The organism is Amnibacterium sp., assembly GCF_051956055.1.
Classification (GTDB): Bacteria; Actinomycetota; Actinomycetes; order Actinomycetales; family Microbacteriaceae; genus Amnibacterium.
In genome coordinates this window covers 1-13,745 of sequence record NZ_JBQCGC010000072.1, presented here as the reverse complement: position 1 = coordinate 13,745, position 13,745 = coordinate 1, and the positions used below count along the sequence as shown (strand labels likewise).

General features: G+C 74.1%; 14 protein-coding genes. 6 read left to right on the top strand and 8 right to left on the bottom strand.

Annotation, left to right across the window (positions count from 1 at the left end; genetic code table 11):
• Positions 1–66: 66 nt before the first annotated feature.
• The 3 genes from cls (at position 67) to ACTHLI_RS10175 (ending at position 2,510) form a co-directional block, all read left to right on the top strand.
• On the top strand, positions 67–1,527 hold the full coding sequence (gene cls / locus ACTHLI_RS10185; RefSeq protein WP_440183285.1) for a cardiolipin synthase: 1,461 nt from the start codon (positions 67–69) through the stop codon (positions 1,525–1,527).
• A 90-nt stretch (positions 1,528–1,617) separates the two neighbouring features.
• Positions 1,618–2,079: an NUDIX hydrolase gene (locus ACTHLI_RS10180; RefSeq protein WP_440183283.1), complete on the top strand. Its 462-nt coding sequence runs from the start codon at positions 1,618–1,620 to the stop codon at positions 2,077–2,079.
• A 191-nt stretch (positions 2,080–2,270) separates the two neighbouring features.
• A complete protein-coding gene (locus ACTHLI_RS10175) occupies positions 2,271–2,510 on the top strand; it encodes a hypothetical protein (protein ID WP_440183281.1) in 240 nt (79 codons plus the stop codon).
• Positions 2,511–2,619: 109 nt separating this feature from the next.
• On the opposite strand, the gene ACTHLI_RS10170 is transcribed toward ACTHLI_RS10175, so the two are convergent.
• Genes ACTHLI_RS10170 through ACTHLI_RS10160 form a run of 3 tightly spaced genes read right to left on the bottom strand, consistent with a single transcriptional unit; the run spans position 2,620 to position 5,800 of the window.
• Complete coding sequence (locus ACTHLI_RS10170) at positions 2,620–3,966, bottom strand: FAD-dependent oxidoreductase (protein ID WP_440183279.1); 1,347 nt, start codon at positions 3,964–3,966, stop codon at positions 2,620–2,622.
• A 50-nt stretch (positions 3,967–4,016) separates the two neighbouring features.
• A complete protein-coding gene (locus tag ACTHLI_RS10165) occupies positions 4,017–5,078 on the bottom strand; it encodes a polyprenyl synthetase family protein (protein ID WP_440183277.1) in 1,062 nt (353 codons plus the stop codon).
• A complete protein-coding gene (locus ACTHLI_RS10160) occupies positions 5,075–5,800 on the bottom strand; it encodes a class I SAM-dependent methyltransferase (protein ID WP_440183275.1) in 726 nt (241 codons plus the stop codon). The genes ACTHLI_RS10165 and ACTHLI_RS10160 overlap by 4 nt, the downstream gene beginning before the upstream one ends.
• Positions 5,801–5,841: 41 nt before the next feature.
• On the opposite strand from ACTHLI_RS10160, the gene ACTHLI_RS10155 reads away from it, so the two are divergent.
• Positions 5,842–7,068 carry an isochorismate synthase gene (locus tag ACTHLI_RS10155; protein ID WP_440183273.1) on the top strand — a complete coding sequence of 409 codons (1,227 nt, stop codon included), beginning with the start codon at positions 5,842–5,844 and terminating at the stop codon, positions 7,066–7,068.
• A 38-nt stretch (positions 7,069–7,106) separates the two neighbouring features.
• Here ACTHLI_RS10155 and menD read toward each other — a convergent pair whose 3' ends face one another.
• Both menD and ACTHLI_RS10145 read right to left on the bottom strand, forming a co-directional pair.
• Positions 7,107–8,762, bottom strand: a complete 1,656-nt coding sequence (gene menD, locus ACTHLI_RS10150) for a 2-succinyl-5-enolpyruvyl-6-hydroxy-3-cyclohexene-1-carboxylic-acid synthase (protein ID WP_440183272.1) — start codon at positions 8,760–8,762, stop codon at positions 7,107–7,109.
• A 25-nt stretch (positions 8,763–8,787) separates the two neighbouring features.
• Positions 8,788–9,153, bottom strand: coding sequence for a PLDc N-terminal domain-containing protein (locus tag ACTHLI_RS10145; protein WP_440183271.1), 366 nt, complete (start codon positions 9,151–9,153; stop codon positions 8,788–8,790).
• A gap of 122 nt (positions 9,154–9,275) precedes the next feature.
• On the opposite strand from ACTHLI_RS10145, the gene ACTHLI_RS10140 reads away from it, so the two are divergent.
• On the top strand, positions 9,276–9,605 hold the full coding sequence (locus ACTHLI_RS10140; RefSeq protein WP_440183270.1) for a DUF4229 domain-containing protein: 330 nt from the start codon (positions 9,276–9,278) through the stop codon (positions 9,603–9,605).
• On the opposite strand, the gene ACTHLI_RS10135 is transcribed toward ACTHLI_RS10140, so the two are convergent.
• From ACTHLI_RS10135 to ACTHLI_RS10125, 3 genes are all read right to left on the bottom strand, one after another.
• A complete protein-coding gene (locus ACTHLI_RS10135) occupies positions 9,569–10,519 on the bottom strand; it encodes a 1,4-dihydroxy-2-naphthoate polyprenyltransferase (RefSeq protein WP_440183268.1) in 951 nt (316 codons plus the stop codon). The genes ACTHLI_RS10140 and ACTHLI_RS10135 overlap by 37 nt on opposite strands.
• A gap of 81 nt (positions 10,520–10,600) precedes the next feature.
• Complete coding sequence (locus ACTHLI_RS10130) at positions 10,601–11,761, bottom strand: AMP-binding protein (RefSeq protein WP_440183266.1); 1,161 nt, start codon at positions 11,759–11,761, stop codon at positions 10,601–10,603.
• Positions 11,761–12,651, bottom strand: a complete 891-nt coding sequence (locus ACTHLI_RS10125) for a 1,4-dihydroxy-2-naphthoyl-CoA synthase (protein WP_440183264.1) — start codon at positions 12,649–12,651, stop codon at positions 11,761–11,763. Before ACTHLI_RS10125 ends, ACTHLI_RS10130 begins: the two co-directional genes overlap by 1 nt.
• 31 nt (positions 12,652–12,682) lie before the next feature.
• Between ACTHLI_RS10125 and ACTHLI_RS10120 the strand changes: the two genes are divergently transcribed.
• Positions 12,683–13,654, top strand: coding sequence for an o-succinylbenzoate synthase (locus tag ACTHLI_RS10120; protein ID WP_440183262.1), 972 nt, complete (start codon positions 12,683–12,685; stop codon positions 13,652–13,654).
• Positions 13,655–13,745: the final 91 nt, after the last annotated feature.

The window sequence follows — 13,745 nt, the reverse complement described above, 5'->3', positions numbered from 1 at the left end:
AAGTGCTCTCGTGGCGCCCGTTCTCGGGTGCCGACCTGCGCAGGGGCGGCCCATAGGATCCGGGGCATGGGTGCCGGTCTGTCACTGGCGATCCCCTCCGTGATCGTCGTCGTGGACATCGCGATCCGCGTGCTCGCCGTCGTCTTCGTGCCGAAGAACCGGCGCCCCGCCACGGCCGCGGCATGGCTGCTCGCGATCTTCTTCGTGCCGTACGTCGGTCTGATCGCGTTCCTCCTGTTCGGCAGCACGCGCCTCCCGCTCCGCCGCAGGAGGAAGCAGGCGCAGATCAACCGGTACGTCATGAACGCGACGGAGGGCATCGAGCTCGCGACCGAGCGCCCGAGCTGGCCGACATGGTTCGCGTCCCTGACGGCGTTGAACCGCCGGCTCGGCGCGATGCCGCTGCTCAGCGGGAACTGCGCCCGACTGCTCGGCGACTACGAGCGCTCGATCGCCGAGATGACGGAGGCGGTGCGCTCGGCCGAGACGTTCGTGCACGTCGAGTTCTACATCCTGTCCCTCGACGCGACGACGGCGTCCTTCTTCGACGCGCTCGAGGAGGCGGTCGCCCGCGGCGTCACCGTGCGGGTGCTGCTCGACCACATCGCGTCCCTCCGGGTCCGCGGATACCGCCGGACCCTCCGGCGGCTGAAGACCATGGGCGCCGAATGGCATCTGCTGCTGCCCGTGCAGCCGTGGCGCGGGCGCTACCAGCGGCCAGATCTGCGCAACCACCGCAAGGTCCTCGTGATCGACGGGCGCGTCGGCTTCATGGGCTCGCAGAACATGATCGACCGCACGTACGACCGGTGGACGAACCGGAGGAGGGGCCTGCGCTGGAAGGACCTCATGGTGCGGCTCGAGGGCCCCGTCGTCGCCGAGCTGAACACGATCTTCCTCACCGACTGGTTCACCGAGACCGATGTGCTGCTCGAGCGTGCGGCCCGCCAGGTGGTGGGCCCCGTCGGCGATCAGGACCTCGACTGCCAGGTCGTGCCGAGCGGGCCGGGCTTCGAGGGCGAGAACAACCTGCGGCTGTTCAACGGCCTCATCTACGCGGCGCAGCGCCGGATCGTGCTCGTGAGCCCCTACTTCGTGCCCGACGACTCGATGCTGTACGCGGTCACCACCGCGGCGCAGCGCGGGGTGCAGGTCGAGCTGTTCGTGAGCGAGATCGGCGACCAGGCCGTCGTCTTCCACGCGCAGCGCAGCTACTACGAGACGCTGCTGAAGGCCGGGGTCGTGATCTGGCTGTACCGGAAGCCGACGATCCTGCACGCCAAGCACTTCACGATCGACGAGGACGTGGCCGTGATCGGGTCCAGCAACCTCGACATGCGTTCGTTCACGCTCAACCTCGAGGTCTCGCTGATGATCCACGGCCGCGAGTTCGTCGACGAGCTGCGGGAGCTCGAGGAGGGGTACCGGCAGCAGAGCCGTCGCCTCACGCTCGAGGAGTGGGAGGCGCGGCCGCTCCGCACCGCCGTGCTCGACAACGTCGCGCGCCTCACGGCCTCCCTCCAGTAGCGCTGCATGCCCCTCCGGGGGCCGTCCGCGGCTGATCCTCCGGTGCGCGCAGCCCCATGAGCCGCGGAGGGCCCCCGTAGCGTTGAGGGCATGAAGACGCCGCCGCGACCCGTCGTGCGGAACGCCGCCCGGCTGCTGCTCATCGACCCCGGCGGTCGCGTGCTGCTCGTGCAGGGCGGCGATCCGGCGGATCCGGCTGCGGGCTCGTGGTGGTTCACGCCGGGCGGCGGGATGGAACCGGGCGAGACCGCGGAGGAAGCGGCGTCCCGGGAGGCGCTGGAGGAGACCGGGCACCGGGTGGCGGTGCTGCACGGCCCGGTCGCGCGCCGGTCCTCCGTGTTCCCGTTCGACGGACGCCTCATCGAGCAGCGGGAGCAGTTCTTCGTCGCCCGGGTGCCGGCGTTCGCGCCGTCCCGAGACGGCTGGACCGAGCTGGAGCGACGCGCGCTGCTCGGCCTCCGGTGGTGGACCCTGGAGGAGCTGCGCGCGACGGCGGAGACGGTGTTCCCGCCGAACCTCGCCGATCTGCTCGCGGAGCACCTGCTGGGCTGAGACGCAGCGCCGCCGCGTCAGCCGTGGAGCACATGAGCAGGACCGTCGAGCAACGGCAGGATCCAGGGCCGCGTCGTGTCCTGCTCATGCTCCTCCGTCCTGCCGAAGGACTCGATGCGGGCGGAGTCGGTGCTCGCGGGGTCCGAAGGACTCCGAGCGAGCGCGCAGCGCAGGGGCCCTAGCGTCCGAGCATGACACGGTCGCTCAGAGTCGAGTTCCTGCCCGTCGACATGGTGGACGGCGTCGCGCCGGAGACGCAGATCCACGACGTCTCCCTGCCCGACGAGGTCGTCGGCGTCCCGCAGATCCTCGAGAACCCGCACGTCGACTTCCCTGGCACCTGGTCGCTGGTCGGCGAGGGCACGGACGGCGCCTCCCAATACCAGCGCGTCGACCGCATCGCCGACACCTCGGACACCGTCGCCGGCTGACCTCGCGGATCCGGAGATCCTCGGCGACACCCCGCGGCGAGCGCCTCCGCTGCGGCGTGTCGAGCAGCATCTCCGGATCCGCGCGAGGAATCCGGATCCGCGAGGGGGATCAGCCGCGGGAGGCGGCGAGCATCTCGTCGCGCGGGACGATCTTGATCCGGGTGCGCCCCGCGGGCTCACCGAGCGCGAGTTCCGCCCGGTCGAGCGCATGCCAGCCCTCGACCGTCGTGTACTCGACGCCCCGGGACGCGAGCAGGTCGACGACCGACTGCTCGTCGGGGTGTGCCGGGCTCCACCACATGCCCTGGTCGGTGAGGACGTGCTCGATCGTCTCCATCGCGTCGGACTTGGTGTGCCCGATCAGCCCGACCGGGCCGCGCTTGATCCAGCCCGTCGCGTAGACGCCGGGGAGGAGCGCGCCGTCGGTGCCGAGGACCTGGCCCTCGTGGTTCGGGATCACCCCGTGCAGCTCGTCGAACGGGATGCCCGGCAGCGGCGACCCGAAGTAGCCGACCGCGCGGTACACGGCCTGCACGGCCTGCTCACGGAACTCGCCCGTGCCGCGCGCACCGCCGCGGCCGTCCGGCTCCGTGCGCTCCCAGCGGATCGCCTCGACCCTCCCGTCACCGAGGATCTCCACCGGCTTCGCCCACCAGTGGAAGTGCAGCCGCCGGCTCGCGGCGCCCGTCTCGCGCTTCCGCCAGCCCTGCAGGATCCGGTCCATGACCATCACCTGCTTGTTCGCGGCCACGGCCGTCCGCGCCTGGTCGTCGTAGTCGAAGTCCTCGTCGTGCACGACCATGTCGACGTCGCGGACCTCGCCCAGCTCGCGCAGCTCGAGCGGCGTGAACTTCACGTTCGCGGGCCCGCGGCGGCCGAACACGTGCACGTCGGTGACCGGGGAGGAGCGGAGACCCGCCTCCACGTTCGCCGGGAGCTCCGTCGGCATCAGGTCGTCGGGGTGCTTCACGAGGAGCCTGGCGACGTCGAGCGCGACGTTGCCGTTGCCGATCACCGCGATCTCCCTCGCGTCGAGCGGCCACTCCCTGGGGACGTCGGGATGCCCGTCGTACCAGGACACGAAGTCGGCCGCGCCGTAGGACCCGGGCAGATCGATGCCCGGCACGTCCAGCCCCGCGTCGCGGATCGCGCCGGTCGCGAAGATCACGGCGTGGTAGTGCTGCTGCAGGTCCTCGAGCGTGATGTCAGTGCCGAAGTCCACGTTGCCGAACAGCCGGACCGCTCCGCCGTCGAGCACCTCGCGCAGGGCGCCGATGATGCCCTTGATGCGGGGGTGGTCCGGTGCGACGCCGTACCGGACGAGCCCGTACGGCGCCGGGAGGCGCTCGAACAGGTCGATCGACACGTCGAAGCCGCGTTCGGCCTTCTTCGCGATGTCGGCGGCGTAGATGCCGGCGGGGCCGGCGCCCACGATCGCGAGGCGCAGCGTCGTCATTCGGGGTTCCTTTCGGGCGGCGCTGCGATCCTGCGCCGCCGGGTGGGCGGTCAGGCCGAGCGGTCGACGAGCAGGTCCGCGAACCGGACCAGCGCGCGTCGGACGGTCCCGGCCGGCAGCACGTCGAGCGCCGCCTTCGCGGAGGCGGACCAGCGCAGCGCCTCCGCCCTCGTCTCCTCGGTCACCGGGTGCGCGCGCAGCTCCGCGACGACCCGGGCCACGACGTCGTCCGGGGTGTCGGCGTCGAGGCCGTCCACGCGGGCCAGCAGCTCCCGCGCCTCGCCGTCCGTGGCCGCGCGGCGCCGGAGGAGGAGCAGCGGGAGCGTCGGGACACCCGCCTTGAGGTCGGTGCCCGGGTTCTTGCCCGTGTCCGCCTCATCCGGGGCGAGGTCGATGACGTCGTCGATGAGCTGGAACGCGACGCCGATCCGGCGTCCGAAGGTGGACAGCGGCGCGCGGTACTCGCGGGGGGCACCCGCGTAGGAGGCGCCCCATTCGGCGGCCGCGGCGATGAGCGCACCCGTCTTGTCCGCGAGCACCTGCAGGTAGTGGTCGACCGGATCCTGGTCCGCCTGCGGCCCGACCGTCTCATGCAGCTGCCCGAGCACGAGCCGCTCGAACACCGCCGCCTGGGCGAGGATCCCGTCACCCTGCAGCCCCGCGATCAGCTTGCTCGCCCGCGCGAACAGCAGATCGCCGGTGAGGATGGCCACGGAGTTGCCCCACACGTGCTGTGCGGAGGGCACGCCCCGCCGCTCCGGCGCCTCGTCCATGACGTCGTCGTGGTACAGCGAGCCGACGTGCAGGATCTCGACCGCCTGCGCCGCCGTGACGACGTCGTCCGTGACGCCGTCACCGAGCTGGGCGGTGAGCAGCGTGAGGAGGGGCCTGACCCGCTTGCCCCCTGCGGCGAGCAGGTAGCGCGAGCGCACGTCGGCGACCTGGTCGTGGAAGGCGACCTGCTCGAGGATGCCCGCCTCGACCTGCTCGAGGCCGGCATCGATGCGCGCGGCCATGGCGCGGTCGTCGCGGGAGGCGAACAGGCGCTCGGAGAAGCGCAGCTGCGCTGCGAGCGCCGCGCTGCGGCCGGCCGCGCTGCCGAGGGCCGTCACTCGCTCGCCCAGACGCCGGCGGAGGGCTTCACCCCGCGGTGCAGCGCGACGATGCCGCCGGTCAGGTTCCGATACCGGACCTGCCGGAACCCCGCCTCCCGCAGCCACGCCGCGAGCGTCGTCTGGTCCGCCCACGCCTTGATCGAGTCGCCGAGGTAGCCGTAGGCGGGAGCGTTGGACGATGCGATCCTGGACACCGTCGGCATCACGTGGTCGAGATACGCGAAGTAGGCGGCGCGGACGGGGGCGACGGGCGGCTTCGAGAACTCGCAGATCACGATGCGGGCGCCGGGCTTCGCGACGCGGAACATCTCGGCGAGCGCCCGATGGGGCTCGGCGACGTTGCGCAGGCCGAACGAGATCGTGACCGCATCGAACTCGTCGTCGCCGAACGGCAGCGCCTGGGCGTCGGCGAACACGAACTCGATGCGCTGGTCGTCCGCGTGCCGGGCGCGCCCGACGGCGAGCATCCCCTTGGAGAAGTCGGCGGCGACGACGCGGGCCCCGGTGCGGGCGAGGGCCTCGCTCGACGTGCCGGTGCCGGCCGCGAGGTCCAGGATGCGCTCGCCCGCCTTCGGCGCGACCGCTCGGACGGTCGCCGCGCGCCACAGCTGCGCATTGCCGCCGGACAGCAGCGTGTTCATGAGGTCGTAGCGACGCGAGGCCTGGTCGAACATCGCTGCGACATCGGCCGGCGTCTTGCTCAGATCGGCCGCGGACACGCTTGCAGATGGTAGTCGAGCCACCCAAGTAGCCTGAGCGGATGCTGGCGGAGGCGGTGACCCCATTCCCCGTCACGATCAGGCGAGTCGCCTCGGCCGCCGACGAGCGGGAGCTGGCGGCCGCCCGATTCGGTGCCCCGACCGCGGTGTGGCGACACGAGGGCGCGTCCCGCACCGGGTTCGGGACCGCCGCGCGGCTGGTGCTCCGCGGACCCGCCCGCATCCAGGAGGCGATCGGCCGCTGGCGCGCGCTCGTCGCGGCCGCACAGGTCGAGTCGGACGTCGCGGGCGCAGCGCTCCTCGCGTTCGGTGCGTTCGCGTTCGCCGACGACTCGGCCGCGGACAGCGTGCTGCTCGTGCCGAGGGTCGTGGTCGTGGAGCTGCCCGGCGGCGCCTTCCGCGTCGACGTGCCCGACCTCGGGCTGCCCTCCTCCTCCCGAACGCCGCAGGTCGACGCCCCCGCCTTCGCGCCCGAGGCCTACGAGCGAGCGGTCACCGAGGCCGTGCGCCGGATCCGAGGCGGTGGGCTCGAGAAGGTGGTGCTCGCCCGCGACGTGCGGATCGAGGCGGACGGCTTCGATGTCGGCGCCGCGCTCGACGCGCTCGCGGAGCGGTATCGCGGCGCGTGGGTCTTCGCGGTGGACGGCGTGTTCGGCGCGAGCCCGGAGACCCTCGCGACGGTGACCGGCGGTCTCGTGACCTCCCGGGTGCTCGCCGGCACGGCGCCCCGCTCGGACGACCCGGTGGTCGACGACCTCAACCGCGCCGCGCTGCTCGACTCCCCCAAGAACCGCTTCGAGCACGCGCTCGCCGTCGACAGCCTGCTCCTCACACTCGGCGGGACGACGGAGGACCTGATGATCGGGCGCCCGTTCGCGCTCGCGCTGCCGAACGTCTGGCATCTCGCCACCGATGCGACCGCGAGGGTCCGGGCGGGCGCCGGCGCGCTCGACCTCGTGGCGCTCCTGCATCCGACCGCGGCGGTCGCGGGCGCACCCCGCACGGAGGCGCTCGCGACGATCCGGGCGCTCGAACCGTTCGACCGCCGCCGCTACGCCGGCCCGGTCGGCTGGATCGACGGCAACGGCGACGGCGAGTGGGCGATCGCGCTCCGGTCTGCGGAGATCGAAGGGCCGGACCGCGTGCGCGCCTACGCGGGCGCGGGCGTGGTGGCCGCCTCCGAGGCGCACCAGGAGCTCGAGGAGACGGCGTGGAAGCTCCAGCCGATCCAGGAGGCCCTGCGCGCGGCGGTCGTCGCTCCGCACTGATCGGCGAGGTGGTCCCGAACCCCCAGGACCCGCCGAGATCAGGCGAGGGGGACGTGGAGCAGGCTACGGCCGGGAGCCGGAGCCGTGAGCGCGCGGTCGAGATCGCCGCGGTTCTCGATGCGGCGATGCTCCCAGCCGTACGCGGCGGCGAGCGCCGCGTAGTCGACCTGGCGCGGCGTGCGCAGGACGCGCTCGAAGTCGGCCGGATGCGCCGACCCGGCGACCTCGAGCGAGTCGAAGATCGAGCCGCCTCCGTCATCCCCGACGACGACCTGCAGCCGCACCTCCGGTTCCCCCGGCGCCCGGAGCAGCGCTCCCGCGTCGTGGAGCAGCGCGAGGTCGCCGACCAGCACCCGGGTCGTCCCCGGGCGCCCGGACTCGGCCAGCGCCAGCGCGACCCCGGTCGCGGTCGAGACCGTGCCGTCGATGCCGGCGAGCCCGCGGTTCGCGAGCACCCGGATCCGCTTCCCGGGAGCGACCGCGTCGAGCTCGCGGATGAGGCGGCTCGCGGCGAGCACCAGCCGGTCGTGCGGCCACGTCGCGCGCCACAGCGCATCGACGAGCACGCGGCGGGTGATCGGGGCCCGGAGCGCTGCGAGCTCCGCGCGCTGATGCTCCCGGAGCTCGCGGGCCCCGGGAGCCTCCGGGTGGCCGGCGTACGGCAGGTCGTCCGTCGCCTCCAGCAGCCGCCGCGAGGCGCTCACCCACGTGCCGCGCCAGGACCGGTCGTTCTCGGCGGCGGTCGCGACGACCGCTGCCGCACGGACGGCTCGGCCGCGGGTCGGATCGAACCACTCGCCGCCCGGGGGCCCGACGAGCACCGTCTCGACGTCCGGTCGCGCGAGGAGCGCGGGGACCTGCCGCGACAGGGTCGGGTGGCCGAACACCACGGCCCGCTCGACGCGGCCCCCGAACTCGGGCTCGTCGAGCAGGGCGCGGTAGGCGCCGACGACCTGCGGCCCGAACCGGGCGCCGCTCGACACCTCCGCGAGCAGCGGCGCATCGAGGGCGCGCGCGAAGGCCTCCGCCTGCTCGCCCGCGCGGTCGCCCGCGATCACCACCGTCCGCGGGCCGGGCTCGACGGGCAGGGGCGCTGCAGGAGGGGCCGGGTCGGCGATCGGGCCGCCCAGCGGCCCCACCGCCTCCTGGGCACCGGACAGCGGCTCGCGGTACGCGAGATTCACCTGCACGGGCTGCCGCATCGCCACCGCGATGGACCAGGCGCGCTCCGCGACGCCTTCGGCCGCGGCGACGTCGGCCTCCCCCTCCGGGGCCGGGACGTCGAGCACCTCCACGGCGCCCACCCCGAACGCGCCGGGCTGGACGGTCGTCTGGTTCGAACCCGTGCCCCGCAGCTCCGCGGGTCGATCGGCCGTGAGCAGGAGGAGCGGGACGCCCGCGTGGTGGGCCTCGAGCACGGCGGGATGCAGCTCGACGACGGCGGTGCCGGAGGTGACGACGACCGCCACCGGTGCCCCCGACTCGGCCGCGAGCCCCAGCGCGGTGAACCCGCCCACGCGCTCGTCGATGCGGACGTGCATCCGCAGCGCGCCCCGCCGCTCGAGCGCGGCGGCCGCGAGCGCGAGCGCCTGCGAACGCGACCCGGGCGACACCACGACGTGCCGGAGGCCGAGACCGGTCAGCCGCGCGAGGAGCCGGGCCGCGGCGGCACCGGCGGGAGACGGGTCAGTCATGCCGCCCTCGAGCGTAGTCGCGTGCTCAGCGACGCCCGCTGTCGCCCTCGTCGTCGCTGTCCGAGTCGAGGTTCGCGAGCTCCTGCTCGAGCTCCCGCCACCGCGCCTCGTCGGGCCGCGGCGCTGGCAGCGGGCGGGCGCCGTGCCGCCGGAGGAAGTCCGGGTCGTCGTCCGGGCCGATCACCCGCATCGCGCGGCGTCGCGCGGACGGGCCGCGGCCGATCACGAGCCACAGCAGGGGTCCGACGACCGGCAGCAGCAGCGCGACGAGCAGCCAGCCCCACTTCGGCAGCGCCCGCACCCTCGCCCGCTCGGTGAGGGCGCAGTCCACGACCGCGAAGACGGTGAGCACCGCCGCCGCGACCACCGCGAACACCAGCACCCGCGCCATGGCGGCAACTGTACGTGCGCGCGAGGGGTGTGCTGCGTGCGGATCCCGCCCCGCGGATTCGAATCCGCTGAGACCGCCCCGTGCCGGTGGCCGCCGGACCGGTGCCTACACTCGTTCCCGTCATGGCAGGGAACCGGAACAGCTTCGCGCTCGCCTTCGCCGCCTACACGGCGCTGCGATTGCTCGTGTTCGTGGTGCCCCTCGTCGTCATCTACGCGCTGAGCGGCAACCCGATCCTGTCGGCTGTCATCGCGGCCGTGATCGGCTTCGCCCTCTCGATGATCCTGCTCGTGCGGCAGCGCTCCTCCATGGCGACGGGGCTCGCCGAGCGCAGCGACTCCCGCCGGACGATCTCCGACGAGGCGATCGAGGACGAGGCCGTCGACGAGACGACCGAGGACGAGGCCGTCGACGGTCAGAACGACAGCGCGGCGGCGAGCCCCAGGCCGTAGACGAGCGCGGTCAGGCCGGTGAGGCTGAGCGCGAGGATCAGCTCGCGCGCCGTCTTCGCGGTCGCCGTGATCAGGACCGCAGGCGCGGCGAGCAGCAGCACGAGGAACACGAGCGACGCCAGCGGGTAGAAGATCGCGAGGTACCCGACGACCAGGAACGGGATCCCCATCAGGACGCCGAACAGGATCCGGCTGCCGGTCGCCCCGATCCGGACGCTGAGCGTGCGCTTGCCCGCGGCCGCGTCCTGCTCGATGTCGCGCAGGTTGTTGACCACCAGGACGGCGGAGGCGATGCAGCCGATCGCGAGGGAGCAGAACCAGCTCTCTGCGGTGACGACACCGGCGATCACGAAGCTGGTGCCCGCGGTCGCCGCGACGCCGAAGAAGAGGAAGACGGCGATCTCCCCGAACCCCGCGTAGCCGTACGGGCGCTTGCCGCCCGTGTAGAACCAGGCGGCGGCGATCGCGGCCGCACCGACCGCGAGCAGCCACCACTGCCGGGTGACGATCACGATCACGAGGCCGGCCACCGCCGCGAGCGCGAAGCACACGATCGCGGCCGCGAGCACCGTCCGCGGCTTCGCGGCACCGGAGGCGGTGAGCCGCGCCGGGCCGACGCGGTAGCGGTCGGTGCCACGGACGCCGTCCGAGTAGTCGTTCGCGAAGTTCACGCCGATCTGCAGCAGCAGCGCGACGGCGAGCGCGAGGAACGCGAGCCAGTACTGCCCGGGGAGCCGTTGGGCCCACACCGCGCCGGTGCCGAGCGCGACCGGCGCGATCGCGAGCGGGAGGGTCCTCGGGCGGGAGGCGCCGATCCACCCACGCACCCCTGCGGGACGCGCGGCGGCCGCCTTCGCGGGGGCGCCCGGCCGCCGCCGCACCGGAGGTCGTCTGGTCGCACTCGCCTTCGCCACGGCCGCACATCCTAGGGATCGTCCGTATGACGCGCCGTGCTCGTGCCCCGCTCGGCGACGCGTGCCCTCCGGCGCCGCGGGTCAGGAGTCGCCGGGGAGGGCAGCAGGAGGCGTCGCATCGGCGGCGAGCGCCGCGAGCGCGCGCCGGTCGGGCTTGCCGGAGGCGAGCAGCGGGATCACCGGCACCACGACGAGCCGGCGGGGCGCCGCCACGCGCCCGAGGCGCCGGCCGACCGCGTCGCGCAACCGGTCGAGATCCGCGTCCGCGGTCGTGATCACGACGGGCACGTCACCCCACTCCGGGTCGCTGCCGCGCACCACCAGCGCATCGCCCATCCCCGGCAGCGCCTGCACCGCGCGCTCGACCAGGCCGAGCGACACCTTCTCACCGCCCGTGATGACCACGTCGTCGAGCCGGCCCGTGACCGTGAGCCGCTCGCCGTCCCACTCCCCGGCGTCACCGGTCCGGTACCAGCGGCGACCGGGCTCCTCGAGGAAGGTCGCGGCCGTCCGCTCCGGATCCCCGAGATATCCCTCCGCCAGCACGGGGCCGGAGAGCTGCACCTCCCCCTCGTGCACCCGGACCTCGACCCCCGCGAGCGGGACGCCGTCGTAGACGCACCCGCCGGCCGTCTCCGAGGCCCCGTAGGTGCGGCGCACGCGGATCCCGGCAGCATCCGCCCGCTCGGCGAGGTCGGCCGAGAGCCGCGCCCCGCCGATCAGCACCGCGTCGAGGGCGCGCACCGCCTCCCGGACCCGGTGGTCGCCCGCCTCCGCCGCCTCGACGAGCCGGTGCAGCTGGGTGGGCACCAGCGCCGTGTAGCGGCGGCGGTCCACCGGCAGCCCGAGCACGGCCTCCGCGAAGACCGATGCGGTGAAGCGGCCCGCGGGGAGCGGCACCGGCTCGGTCCCCGCCGTGAGGGCGCGCACGATCACCTGCACCCCCGCGATGTAGTGCCCTGGCAGGGCCAGCACCCACTCGCCCGGGCCGCCGAGCGCGCTCTCCGTGGCGGCCGCGGAGGCGAGCAGCGCACCCGCGGACAGGGCGACCGCCTTCGGCACCCCGCTCGTCCCCGAGGTCCGGACGACGACCGCGACCGGCAGCGGCACGCGCTCCTGGACCCCGTCGGGCGCGTCTCCCGGCGCGAGCGGGAGCACGGCGGGGCCGGTGCCGTCGAGCGCGGCGCGCACCGCGGGGACCAGCGTCGCCGGATCGTCCGGGACCGGAGCCAGGTCGCGCATCAGAACCGGTACGGGTGACCGGACCAGTCGGGGTCGCGCTTCTCGAGGAACGCGTCGCGGCCCTCCCGCGCCTCCTCCGTCCCGTACGCGAGGCGGGTGGCCTCGCCGGCGAAGAGCTGCTGCCCGACCAGGCCGTCGTCGACGGCGTTGAACGCGTACTTGAGCATCCGGATCGCGGTCGGCGACTTGCCGAGGATCGCGCGCGCCCACTCGATCCCGGTCGGCTCGAGGTCGGCGTGCGGCACGACCGCGTTCACGGCACCGAGCTCGTACGCGCGCTGCGCCGAGTACTCGCGGGCCAGGAAGAAGATCTCCCTCGCGGCCTTCTGGCCGATCTGGCGCGCGAAGTACGCGCTGCCGTATCCGGCGTCGAACGAGCCCACATCGGCGTCGGTCTGCTTGAACCGGCCGTGCTCAGCCGAGGCGATCGTGAGGTCGCAGACGATGTGCAGCGAGTGGCCGCCGCCCGCGGCCCAGCCGGGCACCAGGGCGATGACGACCTTCGGCATGAACCGGATGAGGCGCTGCACCTCGAGGATGTGCAGCCGGCCGCCGGAGGCCGCCTGCTCCTCCCCCTCGTAGCGGTAGCCGTCGTCGCCGCGGATGCGCTGGTCGCCGCCGGAGCAGAACGCCCAGCCCCCGTCCTTCGGGCTCGGCCCGTTGCCGGTCAGGAGGACGACCCCGACACGGCTGTCCGTGCGCGCGTCCTCGAGCGCGCGGTACAGCTCGTCGACCGTGCGCGGACGGAACGCGTTGCGCACCTCCGGGCGGTCGAAGGCGATCCGCACGATGCGCCCGTCCGGGCTGCGGTGCGCGGTGATGTCGGTGAAGTCCCGCGCGACGTCCGATGCGACCCACGCCTCAGGGTCGAACAGTTCCGAGACGGGCATGCGGCTCAGGCTACGGGCACATGATGAGGGGGTGCTGCCGGAGACCGAGGACCTGCTGTCGACCCTGCGGGTGGTCGCGCTGCCCATGGTGACGCGGTTCCGCGGGATCACCGTCCGGGAAGCGGCGCTGTTCGAGGGGCCGGAGGGGTGGACGGAGTTCGCCCCGTTCCCGGAGTACGGGGACGCGGAGGCGGTGCGCTGGCTCGCCGCGGCGATCGAGTACGGCTGGTCCCCCACCCCCGCGCTGCACCGGACGGAGATCCCGGTGAACGCGACGGTGCCCGCGGTACCCGCGGATCGGGTGCCGGAGGTGCTGGCGCGCTTCCCGGGGTGCCGCACCGCGAAGGTGAAGGTCGCCGAACCCGGCTCGACGCTCGCGGACGACGTGGCGCGCGTGCGGGCCGTCCGCGCCGCGCTCGGCGCGCTCGGTCGCGTCCGCATCGACGCGAACGCCGCCTGGAACGTCGACGAGGCCGAGCGGGCGCTGCGCGCGCTGGCCCCCTCCGACCTCGAGTACGTCGAGCAGCCGTGCGCGAGCGTGCCGGAGCTCGACGAGCTGCGGCACCGGGTCAAGGACCTCCGGATCCCGATCGCCGCCGACGAGTCGATCCGGCGTGCGGAACGCCCGGACGCGGCGGCCGCCGCGGTGGACGTGGTGATCGTGAAGGCCGCGCCGCTCGGCGGGATCCGGGCGGCGCTGGGGATGGCGCAGCGCTTCGGGCGGCCGGCGGTCGTCTCCTCCGCCCTCGACACCTCCGTGGGCCTGTCGATGGGCGCCCACCTGGCCGCGGCCCTGCCGCGGCTGCCCTACGACTGCGGGCTCGGCACGGCGGCGCTGCTGGCCGCGGACGTGGTGGAGGAGCCGCTGCTGCCCGTGGACGGCGCGATCCCCGTCCGCCGCGTCGTGCCGTCCGCGGCGCTGCTCGACCGCTGGGCCGCACCCGCCGACCGCGTCGCGTGGTGGACGGACCGCGTCCGCCGCACCCGCGCGCTCCTCGCCTGACCTTCGTCGTGGGGGGGAGACGGCCGGCGGGCCCGCACAAGATCTGAAACAAGCACGGCGGTGGGGGGGGGGCGGGCGCGGGAGGGGGTGG